Annotated in this window: 13 protein-coding genes and 1 pseudogene; 8 read left to right on the top strand and 6 right to left on the bottom strand. The window is 69.3% G+C overall.

Annotation, left to right across the window (positions count from 1 at the left end):
- Positions 1 to 723: 723 nt before the first annotated feature.
- The 3 genes from WS91_RS27875 to WS91_RS27885 are packed head-to-tail and all read right to left on the bottom strand — an operon-like array spanning position 724 to position 4,204.
- The gene (locus WS91_RS27875; protein ID WP_038749283.1) at positions 724 to 1,698 is read right to left on the bottom strand and encodes an alpha/beta fold hydrolase; all 975 of its coding nucleotides are present in this window, start codon (positions 1,696 to 1,698) and stop codon (positions 724 to 726) included.
- A gap of 5 nt (positions 1,699 to 1,703) precedes the next feature.
- Positions 1,704 to 3,299, bottom strand: a complete 1,596-nt coding sequence (locus WS91_RS27880) for a flavin-containing monooxygenase (protein ID WP_038749286.1) — start codon at positions 3,297 to 3,299, stop codon at positions 1,704 to 1,706.
- Complete coding sequence (locus tag WS91_RS27885; protein WP_038749289.1) at positions 3,296 to 4,204, bottom strand: SDR family NAD(P)-dependent oxidoreductase; 909 nt, start codon at positions 4,202 to 4,204, stop codon at positions 3,296 to 3,298. Before WS91_RS27885 ends, WS91_RS27880 begins: the two co-directional genes overlap by 4 nt.
- A 103-nt stretch (positions 4,205 to 4,307) precedes the next feature.
- Between WS91_RS27885 and WS91_RS27890 the strand changes: the two genes are divergently transcribed.
- A complete protein-coding gene (locus tag WS91_RS27890) occupies positions 4,308 to 4,961 on the top strand; it encodes a TetR/AcrR family transcriptional regulator (RefSeq protein ID WP_038749292.1) in 654 nt (217 codons plus the stop codon).
- Positions 4,962 to 5,327: 366 nt separating this feature from the next.
- Here WS91_RS27890 and WS91_RS27895 read toward each other — a convergent pair whose 3' ends face one another.
- Entirely contained in the window at positions 5,328 to 6,227 is a 900-nt protein-coding gene (locus tag WS91_RS27895) for a LysR family transcriptional regulator (protein WP_059671433.1), read from the bottom strand.
- Between the two features lie 217 nt (positions 6,228 to 6,444).
- On the opposite strand from WS91_RS27895, the gene WS91_RS27900 reads away from it, so the two are divergent.
- From WS91_RS27900 to deoC, 4 genes and pseudogenes are all read left to right on the top strand, one after another.
- The gene (locus WS91_RS27900; protein WP_038749298.1) at positions 6,445 to 7,089 is read left to right on the top strand and encodes a glutathione S-transferase family protein; all 645 of its coding nucleotides are present in this window, start codon (positions 6,445 to 6,447) and stop codon (positions 7,087 to 7,089) included.
- A pseudogene (locus WS91_RS27905) lies at positions 7,014 to 8,193 on the top strand (pyridoxamine 5'-phosphate oxidase family protein); the annotation flags it as partial. The gene WS91_RS27900 and the pseudogene WS91_RS27905, both read left to right, overlap by 76 nt.
- Before the next feature lie 545 nt (positions 8,194 to 8,738).
- Positions 8,739 to 10,013 (top strand): NupC/NupG family nucleoside CNT transporter, encoded by a 1,275-nt coding sequence (locus WS91_RS27910; protein ID WP_038749304.1) that lies wholly within the window; start codon positions 8,739 to 8,741, stop codon positions 10,011 to 10,013.
- Positions 10,014 to 10,026: 13 nt separating this feature from the next.
- The gene (deoC, locus tag WS91_RS27915) at positions 10,027 to 10,812 is read left to right on the top strand and encodes a deoxyribose-phosphate aldolase (RefSeq protein ID WP_059641789.1); all 786 of its coding nucleotides are present in this window, start codon (positions 10,027 to 10,029) and stop codon (positions 10,810 to 10,812) included.
- A gap of 28 nt (positions 10,813 to 10,840) precedes the next feature.
- On the opposite strand, the gene WS91_RS27920 is transcribed toward deoC, so the two are convergent.
- Positions 10,841 to 11,098 carry a hypothetical protein gene (locus WS91_RS27920; protein WP_038749310.1) on the bottom strand — a complete coding sequence of 86 codons (258 nt, stop codon included), beginning with the start codon at positions 11,096 to 11,098 and terminating at the stop codon, positions 10,841 to 10,843.
- 13 nt (positions 11,099 to 11,111) lie between these two features.
- Positions 11,112 to 11,291, bottom strand: coding sequence for a hypothetical protein (locus tag WS91_RS27925; protein ID WP_038749313.1), 180 nt, complete (start codon positions 11,289 to 11,291; stop codon positions 11,112 to 11,114).
- A gap of 479 nt (positions 11,292 to 11,770) precedes the next feature.
- Here WS91_RS27925 and deoA point away from each other — a divergent pair, with 479 nt between their 5' ends.
- From deoA to WS91_RS27940, 3 genes are all read left to right on the top strand, one after another.
- Positions 11,771 to 13,093: a thymidine phosphorylase gene (gene deoA / locus WS91_RS27930; protein WP_059671434.1), complete on the top strand. Its 1,323-nt coding sequence runs from the start codon at positions 11,771 to 11,773 to the stop codon at positions 13,091 to 13,093.
- Positions 13,094 to 13,386: 293 nt separating this feature from the next.
- On the top strand, positions 13,387 to 13,779 hold the full coding sequence (locus WS91_RS27935; protein WP_038749317.1) for a cytidine deaminase: 393 nt from the start codon (positions 13,387 to 13,389) through the stop codon (positions 13,777 to 13,779).
- Positions 13,780 to 14,164: 385 nt separating this feature from the next.
- A complete protein-coding gene (locus WS91_RS27940; protein WP_038749398.1) occupies positions 14,165 to 14,812 on the top strand; it encodes a BON domain-containing protein in 648 nt (215 codons plus the stop codon).
- Positions 14,813 to 14,949 lie beyond the last annotated feature (137 nt).

The following is a 14,949-nucleotide window of genomic DNA, read 5'->3' on the forward strand; positions in this document are numbered from 1 at the left end:
ATCGCGGTTCGCGGGGGCCGTGCGATCGGACCGTCGTTTCATCCGCCGCTTCGCGCGGGCTGCCGGCTCGCGCGAAGCAACGATTATTCGGGTTATCGTGCAATGCCGCATTTTCTTGATCATTCGAGCGTCGCACAAGGCCGTTTCCACGCGGCTGCCGCGGCGGCGCGCGATTCGGCGGCCGTTCGCCGGCCGGCACGGACGAGGGCGTCGCGCGCGTTCTTTCGTCCGTGGATACGATCGTAGATTTTCCTTCCGATTATCGCGATCGTCGAGCACGGATTCGTGCGGCGATCATTTTTCGTCGTTGCAAGCCTGATCCCGAGCTTGCGCCCCGATTGCGCATGCGGCTGATTGCCGCATGCATGCGCGGCGATCGGATCGTCGCGTGTGTGCGCAACGGCGGCCCGGCGCTCCGGACGCAGCGAGGCGGCGGGCCGATGTAATGCAATCGATGACGGGCTGGAAGGTGTGCGTAATGAAGCGCGTGGCGATGGCGCCGCGCCGAGTTCGTTGCGCGTGCAACGAACGGCATGCATTCGTCATGCCGCCGATTGCCGACCGCCGATCGCCGATCGCTCATCGCTCATCGCTCATCGCTCATCGCGATTCGTCGCGGCATAAAAAAAGCGCCGCCCAAAAAAGGCGGCGCATCTCACGCGAATCGAACGGTTTCACAGCGCGCGCACGCGCCGCGAAAGCCGCCCGACGCGAACCGTCGGCTCAGCTCTCGACGCTTTCAGTCAGGCGTTTGGGCTCGGCGGGCACCGGCGCGTCGGCAACTTCGAGCAGCCAGTCGGTCGTTTGCGCGGGCTGCGTGACGGGCAGCATGTGGCCGCCGTCGACGACCTTCAGGTTGACCGCGTCGAGCCGCTTCTTGAGCGCCTCGCCGTGGCGCTGCCAGTTGAGGATCTGGTCGCCGCGGCCGTACAGCACGTCGACGGGCACGGCGAGCGACGCGTAGCGGCTTTCCATGTCGGGCAGATCCTCCGGCGCGGCGACGAGATCCGACGACGCCGAATAGAACGCGTGCGGCCGCAGCCCCATCAGGCCGCCGCCCTTCACGCCGAAATCGTGCGGCACGGTTTCCGGCGCGAAGATCAACTCGATCGCCTTGCGGCTTTGCAGAATCGACACCGGAATGCCGAGCGTGAACGACGCGAAGCGGCGCACGAGCGACGAGCGCAGCGCGAGCCCGCGGAACGGGCCGGGCGGCTCGGTTTCGGTGTGCGTGAGCGGCGCGATCAGCGCGATCCGGCTCACGCACTGCGGATGGTTGAGCGCGAGCGCGAGCGAGATCGCGCCGCCGAGCGAGTGGCCGACGACGACCGGCTTGTCGAGGCCGAGCGTCGCGATGAACATCGCGATCGTGCGAGCCTGTGCGTAGACGTTGGCGGTCGAACGCGGGCCGCGCGTCGAGCGGCCGGAGCCCGGGCGATCGACGAGGATCACGCGGTGCGACTTCGCGAGCCGTTGCAGATCGAGATACGCGAAGTTGCGCAACTGGCCGCAGAGGCCGTGCACGAACACGATCGGCGGGCCTTCGCCGTATTCGACGTAGTGCAGGCGGTCCGCGCCGACGTCGACGAACTTGCCCTCGGGCGGGAACATCTTCTTGATGCGGTGCGCGGTGAACAGCGTGAACGCAAACAGCGCGACGAACGCATAAGCGAGAAAGTGCAACAGCTTGATTATCATCGGGATCACCTTCCTTCGTAGGCGGGCTGACGGGTGTCGTCACGTTCGGCGAGCGCCGGGCGGCGGCGCTCGAACTGCATCGCGCCGTCGGCGAGCGAGCCGAACCTGAATGTGGCGAAATCGCGCGCGTAGTTCTGGTAGGACTTCCACGGCTTTTTCGTGCCCTGCTTCGGCAGCACGCCGGCGGCGCGCTGGATATAGCCCGACGTCAGGTCGACGACGGGATCGAGCTCCATGCTGCCTGGTGCGAGCCTCGGCACGCAGACGTCGTAGCCATGCGTGCGCATGTGCTCGAGCAGCCGGCACACGTATTGCGCGATCAGCTCGGCCTTCAGCGTCCATGACGCGTTCGTGTAGCCGAACGACGACGCGAGATTCGGCACGCCGCTGTACATCATGCCCTTGTACGACACGGTCTGCGACAGGTCGACGGGGCGTGCGTCGACCGTCACGGCCGCGCCGCCCAGCATCTTCAGCTTCAGGCCCGTGGCGGTGACGATCACGTCCGCGTCGAGGCGCTGGCCGCTCTTCAGGCGCAGGCCGGTCGGCGTGAAGCGTTCGATCTCGTCGGTGACGATCGACGCGTTGCCCGCGCGGATCGCCTTGAACAGATCGCCGTTCGGCACGAGGCAGAGGCGCTGGTCCCACGGCTTGTAGCGCGGCGTCAGATGCTTGTTGACGTCGAACTGCGGGCCGAGCTGCTTGCCCGCCGCGCGGATGATGAACTTCTTCGTCGCGTCCGGGCGGCGGCGCGCGAGGTTGTAGAAGTACATCGTCAGCAGCACGTTCTTCAGCCGCACGAGCCGGTGCGCGAGCCCCGACGGCAGCCAGCGGCGCAGCGCGTTCGCGATCGCGTCGCGCGCGGGCAGCGACACGATGTAGGTCGGCGAGCGCTGCAGCATCGTCACGTGGCGCGCGTCGCCCGCCATCGACGGCACGAGCGTCACCGCGGTCGCGCCGCTGCCGATCACGACGACGCGCTTGCCCTTGTAGTCGAGATCGCTCGGCCAATGCTGCGGATGAACGATGCGGCCCTGGTACGCGTCCATGTCCGGCCAGCTCGGCGCGTGGCCTTCGTCGTAGTCGTAGTAGCCGCTGCACATGTAGAGAAAGCGGCACGTGTAGACGGCTTCTTCCTGATGCGAGTCGCCCGCGCGCTGCACGCGCACGGTCCAGCGCGCGCTCGTCGAATCCCAGCTCGCTGCGATCACCTTGTGATTGAAGCGGATCGTCTTGTCGATGCCGTACGCGCGCGCGGTGTCCTCGATGTAGTCGAGGATCGTCTGGCCGTCCGAGATCGCCTTGTCGCTGTGCCACGGCCGGAAGCTGAAGCCGAGCGTGAACATGTCGGAATCCGAACGAACGCCCGGATAGCGGAACAGATCCCATGTGCCGCCCATCGTCGCGCGGCTTTCGAGGATCGCGTATTTCGCGTCCGGGCAGCGCTCGCGCAGGTAGTACGCGGCGCCGATGCCGGACAGCCCGGCGCCGACGATCAGCACGTCGAAGTCGGTCGCGGCGCGGGTGTCGCCGCCCGTCGCCGCCTGCGGCGCGCGATCGTTCAGCGCGCGGGCGGCGTTCCAGTCTGTCGTCGAACTCATGCGGGGTCCTTGCTGATGGAGGAAGGGGGAGCGGTCCGCGCCGCGGCCTGCTGGCGCGCGAGGTTGCGCTCGCGCGACTTGCGCACGAAGCGCAGCACGAAGACTTGGTATGCGGAGCCGAACAGGCGCGCGAGCTTGTCGATGCGGCGCGCGTCGGCGCCGACGAGCACGCGCCGCGCGTTGCGCTCGACGCCCGCGACGATCTGGCGCGCGGCCGATTCGGGCGTCGTCACGTTGATGAGCCGGTTCGCCGCGCGGCGATGCGTTTCGATGTCCTGACCGGTCAGCGTCGCGATGCTCGAATCGATCCGCGACGCGGTGGCGATGTTGGTCGCGACGCCGCCCGGATGCACGCAGGTCACGCCGACCGGCGCGCCTTCGAGCTCGAGCTCCATCCTGAGCGCCTCGGTGAAGCCGCGCACGGCGAACTTCGTCGCGTTGTACGCGCTTTGCGTCGGCATCGCGACGAGGCCGAACAGGCTCGAGGTGTTGATCACGTGGCCGTCGCCCGATTCGCGCAGATACGGCAGGAACGCCTGAGTGCCGTGCACGACGCCCCAGAAGTTGATCGCCATGATCCATTCGAAATCTTCGATCCGCGCGGTCTCGGCGGGCGCCGCGAGCGACACGCCCGCGTTGTTGAAGATCAGGTTGACCTTGCCGTGCACGTCGCGCGTCGCGCGCGCCCAGGCGAACACCGCGTCGCGCGACGCGACGTCGAGCCGCTGCGACGTGATCTTCACGCCGTGCGTCGCGCAGATCGCGACGGTCTGCGCGAGGCCGCTTTCGTTGACGTCGCTGAGCGCGAGGTGACAGCCGCGCCGCGCGAGCTCGACGGCGAGGCTGCGCCCCATGCCGGAGCCCGCGCCCGTGATCGCCGCCACCTTGCCGGAAAAATTCCTCATCACACGGCCCTCCTAAGGGTGTCTCCGTGATATATGTCAATTTTGAATGTGGTGTGAGTCGTCACCACTTTAATTTTTACATTGACTGATGTCAAATAGCGAAATGGAGAACTCTCTCGAACTGGACAAGAAGGGCCGCCCGTATGGCGGGGTCGCGCCCGAGGCCCGCGCCGCGGAGCGCCGCGACGCGCTGATCCGCGCGGGCACGCGCATCTTCGGCACCGTCGGTTTCCGCCGGGCCACCGTGCGCGCGATCTGCCAGGAAGCGAAGCTCAACGATCGCTATTTCTACGCGGCGTTCGACAGCGCCGATGCATTGCTGCGCTGCACCTATCAGCATCACGCGGAGCAACTGCGCGTTTCGGTGAAGCACGCGATCGACGCGCTCGGCGGCGAGCGCGACGGGCTCGAAGCGCGGGTCGACGCGGGTCTCGCCGCATTCTTCGCATTCCTGCGCGACACTTGCGCGGCGCGCGTGCTGCTGCTCGAAGTGATGGGCGTGAGCACGGAAACCGACGCGACCTATCAGCGGAACCTGCTCGAATTCGGCAAGATGATCATCTCGCTCGCCGGGCCGGTGAGCGAGGAGGCCGGCGAGCGCGCGGACCAGCGGATCATCGGGCTCGCGCTCGTCGGCGCGATGACGAACGTCGGCGCGGCGTGGCTGCTGACCGGTTATCGCGATCCCGAGGAGAAGATGGTGCGCAACTGCCGGAAGGTGCTGCTCGGCACGTTGCAGTTTCTCGCGAAGCGGTGAGCGGGCGGGGCGTCGCGTCGGCGGCGCGTCGGCGTTGGACGTCGCGCGTCGATCGCGCGGCGGATGCGCGTCGATCTTGCGTCGAGCGCGCCGATGCGTTTGCGTTCGGATCGGCGCGGATCGTCTCGTCGTGCGGATCGATCGGCTGCGTGTCGACGCACGCGTCGAACGAAGGTTCGTCGCCATTCCCGCCACGGCGACGCGCGGAACCCCGCGCACGCGATTCGGCCGGGCTGCGTCGTCGGTCGGCCCGCGCTCGCTTCGCATTTCACTTGCCGCCGGCTCGCCGGCGCCGGCTTCGCCGATGAGCGATGCGCCGGCGCGCCTGCGTGACGCGCCGTTCAGCGCATTCGCCCTGGCTCGCGCTCACGCCGCGAGCCGGGCCTTCAGCACGTCGATCAGCGCGCGCACCTTCGCGCACGGATGGCTCGTCGACGGAAACACCGCATGGATGTCGCCGGGCGGGAACGACCAGGCGGGCAGCACGCGCACGAGCCGGCCGGCCGCGACGTCGTCGGCGCTCGAGAAGCTCGTCGCGACGCCGAAGCCGCCGCCCGCGAGCACGGCCGCGCGGCATGCCGTCGCCGTGTTCGACGCGAACGCGCGCTTGCACCGCACGCTCGCGCGCTCGCCGCGCGCGTTCGAAAGCTCGAGCGTCGTGCGCGGCACCGTCGACAGCATCACGTACGGCAGCGCGCCGAGCGCATCGGGCGCGGCCGGTGCGCCGTGGCGCGCGACGAACGCCGGACTCGCGACGAGCCAGCGTTCGAAGCCGCCGATCTTCACCGCGCGATAGTTCGAATCGGCGAGCCGGCCGAGGCGGATCGCGACGTCCAGGTTGTCGCGCATGAGATCGACGACGCGGTCGTCGCACTGCAATTCGACGTCGAGCGCCGGATGCGCGTCGCGCAGCGCGACGAGCGCCGGCGCGACGACGAGCGCGCCGTAGTCGACGGGCGCGCTCACGCGCAGCGTGCCGCGCAGCGGCCCCGCGTCGCCCGCCGCCGCGGCGAGCGCCGCTTCCGTCTGGCGCAGGATGTCGCGGCACGCGTCGCAGAACGCGCGGCCCGCCTCCGTCACGTTGAGCCGCCGTGTGGTCCGCACGAGCAGGCTCGCGCCGACCTCGGCTTCGAGCCGCTGCATGTGCGCGCTCACCATCGTCTTCGCGAGGCCGAGCCGCTCGGCCGCCGCCGTGAGCGACCCCGCCTCCACCACGGCGACGAAGATCGCGAGCCGGTTCAGGTTCACGTCGCGGATGTCCGCCATCGTCAATTGTCCATTCATCAGGGATTGTGTTTCGGCAATTATCCATCTTATGTGGACGGGATGCGCGCGCTACGCTGCGGGTGTCGGCGGGCGGATCGACGCAAAGCGCCGGTTGCCGAGGCGGTCCGCCGCCGCCGTTCGTCGTGTTCCGCCTTCGACCTTCGCGTTTCGACCTTCGTATTTCGTATCTAGCCCTTCGTTCGAGGAGTGCCGCCCCATGCCCGCCATTCGATTGCCCGCCGCGCCGATTCGGCTCCACCGGAGCTCGCTGTCCGGCCACTGCCATCGCGTTCAGTTGTTCCTGTCGCTGCTCGGCTTGCCCGTCGAGCTCGTCGAAGTCGACATGCGCGGCGGCGAGAACCGTCGCCCCGCGTTCCTCGCGCTCAATCCGTTCGGCCAGGTGCCGATCATCGAGGACGGCGGCACCGTGCTGTTCGATTCGAACGCGATCCTCGTCTATCTCGCGAAGCGTTACGGCGATCCGTCGTGGCTGCCCGAAGATCCGCAAGGCGCCGCCGCGGTGCAGCGCTGGCTGTCGCTCGCGGCCGGGCCGATCGCGTACGGCCCGGCCGCCGCGCGCCTCGTCACCGTGTTCGGCGCGCCGCTCGATCACGCGAGCGCGGTGAGGATCGCGCAGCGGCTCTTCGACGTGATCGATCCCGAGCTCGCCGCCAGGCAATTTGCGGCGGGCGACCGTCCGACGATCGCCGACGTCGCCGCATATGCGTACATCGCGCATGCGCCCGAGGGCGGCGTATCGCTCGAGCCGTATCCGCACGTACGCGCGTGGCTCGCGCGCATCGAGGCGCTGCCGGGCTTCGTGCCGATGCGGGCGAGCCGCGCGGGGCTGCGCGTCGCGTGACGCGAGCTCGGGCGCGGCGCCGAATCGATCGCGAAGGAGAACGACATGACGCAATCCACATCGACGGCGCCCGTCGCGCCGTTTCACGACGGCGAGCTCGCCGCGCAGCGGCGCGCGGGCGTCGCGGAAGCGGCCGCCGTGTCCGGCGGGCGCGGCATCCGCACGTTCATGCCCGATCAGCATCGCGTGTTCTACGCGCAATTGCCGTTCTTCGTCGTCGGCGGCGTCGACGGCGACGGCCAGCCGTGGGCGACGCTGCGCGTCGGCGCGCCGGGCTTCGTGTCGTCGCGGGAGCCGCGCATGCTCGACATCGCAGGCGGCGCGCTGCGCGACGATCCGCTCGCCGGCAGCTGGCGCGTCGGCAGCCTGCTCGGCGGGCTCGGCATCGAACTGCACACGCGGCGGCGCAACCGGATCAACGGCGTCGTCGCGTCGCTCGCGGGCGATGCGATGGCGGTGGCGGTCGACCAGAGCTTCGGCAATTGCCCGAAGTACATCCAGAGCCGCACGTCGACTCCGGCGCCGCCGCAGCGGATCGACGCCGCGCCGCCGCAGCGCCGCGCCGCGCGGCTCGGCGCCGACGACCGCGCGCTGCTCGCGCGAGCGGATACGTTCTTCATTGCGAGCGCGAACGCGTCGGAAGCGGCGGGCGGCGCGCGCGGCGTCGACGTGTCGCATCGCGGCGGGCCGCCCGGCTTCGTGCGCGTCGACGACGACCGCACGCTGACGACGCCCGACTACAGCGGCAACAATTTCTTCAACACGATCGGCAATCTGCTGCACGATCCGCGCGCCGGTTTGCTGTTCGTCGACTTCGAGCGAGGCGATCTGCTGTACGTCGCGGTCGACGCGCGGATCGTGTGGGACGGGCCGGCGCTCGATGCGTTCGACGGCGCGCGGCGTCTCGTGCGGTTTCGGGTTCGCGAGGTGCGGCGCAGCGCGGCGGCGCTGCCGTTTCGGTGGTCGGCGCCGCGGTTCGCGCCGCAGTTCGCGGGGGTGGGAGGAATGGAGGCGGCGGGGGTGGCTGCGGCGTTGGCGACGGCTTCGGTGGCGTCGTCCGCGTCCGCGCTTTCGCCGGCGTCCGAATCCGGCACGGGAGGCGACGATATTGTGCGCTTGATGCTTGATGCGTGATGCGTGATGCTTGATGCGTGATGCCCGACGCCCGACGCCCGACGCCCGACGCCCGACGCCCGATGTCCGACGCTCGATACCTGACACTTGACGCGTAACGCTCGACCGCAAACCGCAAACCGCAAACCGCAAACCGCAAACCGCAAACCGCAAACCGCAAACCGCAAACCGCAGACCGCAGACCGCAGACCGCAGAACGCAGAACGCAGAACGCAGAACGCAGAACGCCAAATCGCCAAATCGCCAAATCGCCAAATCGCCAAATCGCCGCGAAGCACCCGTCCCTCGCCTACCTCGCCAAAATCCCGCTGACAACCGAAACCGCGCGCGAAACGCGCGGGCGCGCATCTTTCGTTCGCCGATCGATTCGACCACTGGCGTTCGCCGGCCGCGCACGTTATGTTCTCGTCCGACGATTGGACGGACGCGCCCGTCCGCCCGATCGAGCGGGCTGGCCAGCCCGCCGGCCGCGCCGGCGACGGCGGGCCTCTCATCCCATCATCCGAGGTACGTTCGTGGATATCTTGCGCAGCTTGTGTGGCATCGTGGTATTGCTCGGCGTCGGTTTTGCGCTGTCGATCAACCGGCGTGCGATCAGCGCCCGCACTGTCGTCGCGGCGCTCGCGACGCAGCTCGCGATCGGCGCGCTCGTGCTGTTCGTGCCCGTCGGGCGCGACGCGCTCGCCGCGATCGCGCATGCGGTCAACAGCGTGCTCGAGATGGGCCAGCACGGCGTTGCGTTCCTGTTCGCGGGCCTCGTCGGCGACAAGATGTTCGCGCTCTTCGGCGACGGCGGCTTCGCGTTCGCGCTGCGCGTGCTGCCGATGATCGTGTTCGTCACGTCGCTGATCGCAGTGCTCTATTACATCGGCGTGATGAAGTGGCTGATCACGATCGTCGGCACCGCGATGGCGAAGCTGCTCGGCGTGAGCCGCATCGAGGCGTGCTCGGCCGTCGCGACGATCTTCCTCGGCCAGAGCGAGATGCCCGCGTTCGTGAAGCCGTTCATCCGGCGGATGAACGGCACCGAAGTGTTCGCGGTGATGTCGAGCGGCATGGCGTCGGTCGCGGGCTCGGTGCTCGCCGGCTACGCGGGGCTCGGCGTGAAGATGGAGTATCTGCTCGCCGCGTCGTTCATGGCGATTCCGGGCGGCCTGCTGTTCGGCAAGATGCTGTGCCCGACGACGGAGCCGTCCCGCGTCGTCGTCGATTCGCTCGAGTTCGACGAGAAGCGCGCGGCGAACGTGATCGAGGCGGCCGCGTCCGGCGCGGGCGTCGGGATGCGGATCGCCGTGAACGTCGGTACGATGCTGATCGCGTTCATCGGCCTGATCGCGCTCCTGAACGCGATGGTCGGGCTCGTCGCCGGCTGGCTCGGCTTCGCGGGCGTCACGCTGCAGTCGCTGCTCGGCGCGCTGTTCTCGCCGCTCGCGTGGCTGATCGGCGTGCCGTGGCAAGATGCGCCGGTGGCGGGCAGCTTCATCGGCCAGAAGCTGATCCTGAACGAGTTCGTCGCGTACGGCGCGTTGTCGCCGTATCTGAAGGACGCCGCGCAGGTTGCCGCGGCCGGGCTGCCCGTGCTCGCGCCGAAGACGATCGCGATCGTGTCGTTCGCGCTGTGCGGTTTCGCGAATTTCTCGTCGATCGCGATCCTCACGGGCGGCTTCACCGCGGTCGAGCCGGATCTGCGCTCCGACGTCGCGCGCAACGGCATGCGCGCGCTCGCGGCCGCGACGCTGTCGAACCTGATGAGCGCGACGATCGCCGGGCTGTTCCTGTCCCTTTCTTGAACGAGGTGCTCGCATGGAGCTTTCGTTGAATCGCAACCAATTGACCGAAGCGGCGCTGAAGGCGCTGCACCTGATCGACCTCACGTCGCTCAACGACGACGACACCGACGAGAAGATCGCCGCGCTCGCCGCGTCCGCCGACACGCCGGTCGGCACGCCCGCCGCGCTGTGCGTGTATCCGCGCTTCGTCGGCGTCGCGCACGCGGCGCTCGCGGCGCGCGGGCTCGTGCTGCCGGTGGCGACCGTCGCGAATTTCCCGCACGGCGCGGCCGATCCGGATGCGGCCGCGCGCGAGACGGCCGATGCGCTCGCGCGCGGCGCGGACGAGATCGACGTCGTGTTTCCGTATCGCGCACTGCTTGACGGCGACGAGCGGGTCGGACGCGAGCTCGTCGCGCAATGCCGCGCGGCGGCGGGCGGCCAGTGCCTGAAGGTGATCCTCGAAACCGGCGAGCTGCGCGACGCGGCGGCGATCCGCCAGGCGAGCGAGATCGCGATCGAGGAGGGCGCGGACTTTCTGAAGACGTCGACGGGCAAGGTCGCGGTGAACGCGACGCTCGACGCGGCGGCCGTGATGCTCGCGACGATTCGCGTGGCGGGGCGCGCGGTGGGCTTCAAGGCGGCGGGCGGCGTGCGCACCGCGCAGGACGCGGCGCAGTATCTGTCGCTCGCGGAGCGCGAGCTCGGGCCGGGCTATCTGACGAGCGCGACGTTTCGCTTCGGCGCGTCGGGGCTGCTCGGGAATCTGCTCGAGACGCTCGGGCATCGGGCAGGGGCGACGCGGGGCGCAGGGTATTGAGCGACGTTGCGCGAACCGAAGGGCGGCGTCAGTCGATACGGGCGCGCCGGGGGCGAATGCGATCGGGGCGCCGTTCGACGACGGCGAGGCTGTAGCCGGGGGCCGCGCTCGCACGCGCGAGTTCGGCCAGTGCTCGAAGCCACCGGCAGCCGAGCAGCGCGGTCAGGATCGCGCGCAGTCCGATGGCCGGCGCGAGCCGTTGAAGCCGCCGGCACGCCCGCCGCAACGCGCGCGTCGCGAAAGGCGCGCGCACGTGTGCGCGACCGCGTGACGGATCGACGCGCATCTCGCGGCTCCCGTCAGTGAACCGGCGCATAGCCGAGCTTGTGGACTCCATACGCCTCCATCCATTCCTCGCGATCGTCGAATCCCATGGCTTTGGCGAGATGGTCGGCCATGTCCTCCGGTGTCGGCGTCACCGACGAATCGTAGTAACCCAGCGGCGTTTCCGCTTTCGGCGTCAAGATGGCGTAGAGCATGTCGACCTCCTGTCTTTAGCCAACTTAACGGCCGCGGGGATCGCTTTCTTGACCGGGAAATTCCCCGGTTAGAGTGATGCGCCGAATTTGCCGGCTGTCCGGCGGCCGGTGGCGGTGGCGATGGCGATGGCGATGGCCGGTGGCTCGCGGCTCGCGGCGAGCGGTCGCCACTCGATTCGATCGCCTCGATATGCACGCGCGCGGGACGCCGCCGCCTGCCGGAATCGGCCGGTGCCCGCGCAGCCGGATTCGCGATCGCTTCCATCGCGGGCCCGCATCGTTCCGATCGAGCGGGCCTTCGCGGCGCGTCGGGATTGCGTGTGCGGCTTGCGCGTCCGTGATAGCGTCGTTCTTCATGAGATTCCCGCCCGGCCTGCCGGTCCCGGCAACGGATGGAACGCCGACGCGCGCGGGCGGGGCGAAGCGCCGTCCGGGATGCATTCGATCGTGTCGTTGAAAATCAAATACTTGGGCAAGCCATGACTTTCCTGCCGCAGGAATTCATCCGCAAGGTGCGCGACCGCGAGCCGCTCGACGCAGCCGACGTCGAGCGTTTCGTGCGCGGCGTGACGACGGGCGACGTGACCGAAGGCCAGATCGCCGCGTTCGCGATGGCCGTCTATTTCAACGAGCTGCCGCTATCGGCGCGGATCGCGCTGACGCTCGCGCAGCGCGATTCCGGCGACGTGCTCGACTGGCGCGGCGAACGCCTGAACGGTCCCGTCGTCGACAAGCATTCGACGGGCGGCGTCGGTGATCTGACGTCGCTCCTGATCGGGCCGATGGTCGCCGCGTGCGGCGGCTGCGTGCCGATGATCTCGGGCCGCGGCCTCGGCCACACGGGCGGCACGCTCGACAAGCTCGAGGCGATTCCCGGCTACGACGTCGCGCCGTCCGTCGACGCGCTGCGGCGCGTCGTGCGCGAGGTCGGCGTCGCGATCGTCGGCCAGACCGCGCAGCTCGCACCCGCCGACAAGCGGATCTACGCGGTGCGCGACGTGACGGCGACCGTCGAATCGATCTCGCTGATCACCGCGTCGATCCTGTCGAAGAAGCTCGCGGCGGGCGTCGACGCGCTCGCGATGGACGTGAAGGTCGGCACCGGCGCGTTCATGCCGACCGTGGAGAAATCGGCGGAGCTCGCGCGCAGCATCGTCGACGTCGGCAACGGCGCGGGGATGAAGACGGCCGCGACGCTCACCGATATGAACGAGGCGCTCGCGCCGTGCGCGGGCAACGCGATCGAGGTGCGCTGCGCGATCGACTTCCTGACGGGCGCGGCGCGCCCCGCGCGGCTGCGCGAGGTCAGCTTCGCGCTCGCCGCGCAGATGCTGACGATGGGCGGGCTCGCCGCGAACGCGGACGACGCGCGCCGGCAGTTGCGCGTCGCGCTCGAATCGGGCGCGGCCGCCGAGCGTTTCGCGCGGATGGTCGCGGCGCTCGGCGGGCCCGCCGATCTGATCGAGCGGCCGCAGCTGCATTTGCCGCGCGCGGCGCTCGCCGCGCCGGTTCTCGCCGAGCGCGCCGGCTGGATCGACCGGATCGACGCGCGCGCGCTCGGGCTCGCGGTCGTCGGCCTGGGCGGCGGCCGCGCGAAGATCGGCGACGCGCTGGATTACGCGGTCGGGCTGTCCGCGCTCGCGCAGCGGGGCGCGCGCGTCGACGCGGGGCAGCCGATCGCGATCGTTCACGCGCGCGAGCCCGACGCGGCTGCGCGGGCCGCCGACGCCGTGCGGCGCGCGTATCGGATCGGCGCGGAGCAGCCGGCGCAGGCGCGCGTCGTCTATGCGGTGATCGAGTAATCGAGCGAATTGGGCCGCGCGCGAGGGGCGCACACATCGGACGCGCCGCAGGCAACGTGAGCATCGGGCGGCTCAGGAGAATCGGGCATATCGAGCCTGCCGGCCGTGCGGGGCGCTGCGATGGACGTTGGCATAAAATCGCACGTCGACGCAGACTGGCGTGCGGCGTGCGGCGTGCGGCGTGCGGCGTGCGACGTTCGACATGCGACGTGCGGCAAGCGACGCTCAACACCACCATCGCACCCCGAGAACCGAATCACAGCTCATCGAATCATCGAACGAGGTAACACGACATGACGCACAACGCATTGATCGAAGCCGCGAAGGCCGCGCGCGAGAAGGCCTATGCGCCGTATTCGAACTTCAGGGTCGGCGCGGCGCTCGCGACGAAGGACGGCAAGATCTTCCACGGCTGCAACGTCGAGAACGCGTCGTACGGGCTGTGCAATTGCGCGGAGCGCACGGCGTTGTTCTCGGCGCTCGCGGCGGGCTATCGGCCGGGCGAGTTCGCGGCGATCGCGGTCGTCGGCGAGACGGACGGGCCGATCGCGCCGTGCGGCGCATGCCGGCAGGTGATGATCGAGCTTGGCAAGCCGGCGCTCGAAATCGTGTTGACGAACATGAAGGGCGACGTGCGCGTGACGAGCGCGGGCGACTTGCTGCCGGACGCGTTCTATCTGGAGTGACGCGCGGCGCGCCGGCGGCGGCGCGTGCGCGATGCGTCGCGCCGCTTCGGGTTTCTCGTGCTTTTCCCGGTTTCCGCGCGTATTCGTACGTATTCGTACGCCTTCGTACATATTCGTGCGGTTTCATTTTTTCCCCCGCGCATTTCGTCGGTTTTTCGCGTGATGGCCATCGGCGGCCGAACGACGAACCGGCCGCGAGCCGCGCCGTCTCCCGCGTCGCAGCGTATCGGCCGGCCGCATCGCCGCGCATCCGTTTGTCACTTCTCCTTCATTGACGCGCGTCAAGGTCCGCGCCGCGCAATGCGCGATGCTGGCTTGCGTGCGCCGCCGCGCGTTGTTCGCCGAGGGCGGCCGCTTATCGAAACCGGTCGGCGAGGAGACGACGATGAAATCGGATGCTGCGCTCAGGCAAGATGTCGAGCAGGAACTGTATTGGGACCCGTCGCTGGATGCGCGGCAGATCGACGTGTCGGTGCACGATCGCATCGTGACGCTGCGCGGCTTCGTGCCCAGCTGGGCGCAGAAGTACGCGGCGCAGAAGGCCGCGCAGCGCATCGCGGGCGCGCGGGCGCTCGTGCTCGAGCTGAAGGTGCTGCCGAGCGAATCGCCCCGCGACGACGAAGTGCTCGCCGCCGCGATCGTGTCGGCGCTCGCGTGGCAGGAAGGGCTTGCCGGGCAGGAGCTTCACGTCGACGTCGACGAAGGCTGCGTAACGCTCACGGGCGAAGTCGAGTTCGGCTATCAGCGTCAGGCGGCCGAGACGGTCGTGAGCCGGATGCGCGGCGTGATCGGCGTCGTCAACAGGATCGACGTGCGCTCGCGCGACGCGGGCGAGACCGTGCGCGAGCGCGTCGCGGATGCGCTCGCGCGGCGCGCGCAGCGCGAGGCCGGGCATATCGACGTCGACGAGCGCGACGGCATCGTCACGCTGACCGGCACCGTCGATTCGCTGATCGAGCGGCGCGCGGCTTGCGGCGCTGCGTGGTCGGTCAAGGGCGTGCGCGAAGTCATCGATCATTTGAGCGTCGCGTAGGCGCGGGCGGCGCTTGCGCATCGCGCGCACGGCGCCCGACACTGATCGGCGGCAAGCGGCAAGCGGCAAGCGGCAAGCGGCAAGCGGCAAGCGGCAAGCGGCAAGCGGCAAGCGGCAAGCGGCAAGCGGCCAACGGC

This window comes from Burkholderia sp. MSMB1498 (assembly GCF_001526245.1).
Lineage (GTDB): Bacteria > Pseudomonadota > Gammaproteobacteria > Burkholderiales > Burkholderiaceae > Burkholderia > Burkholderia savannae.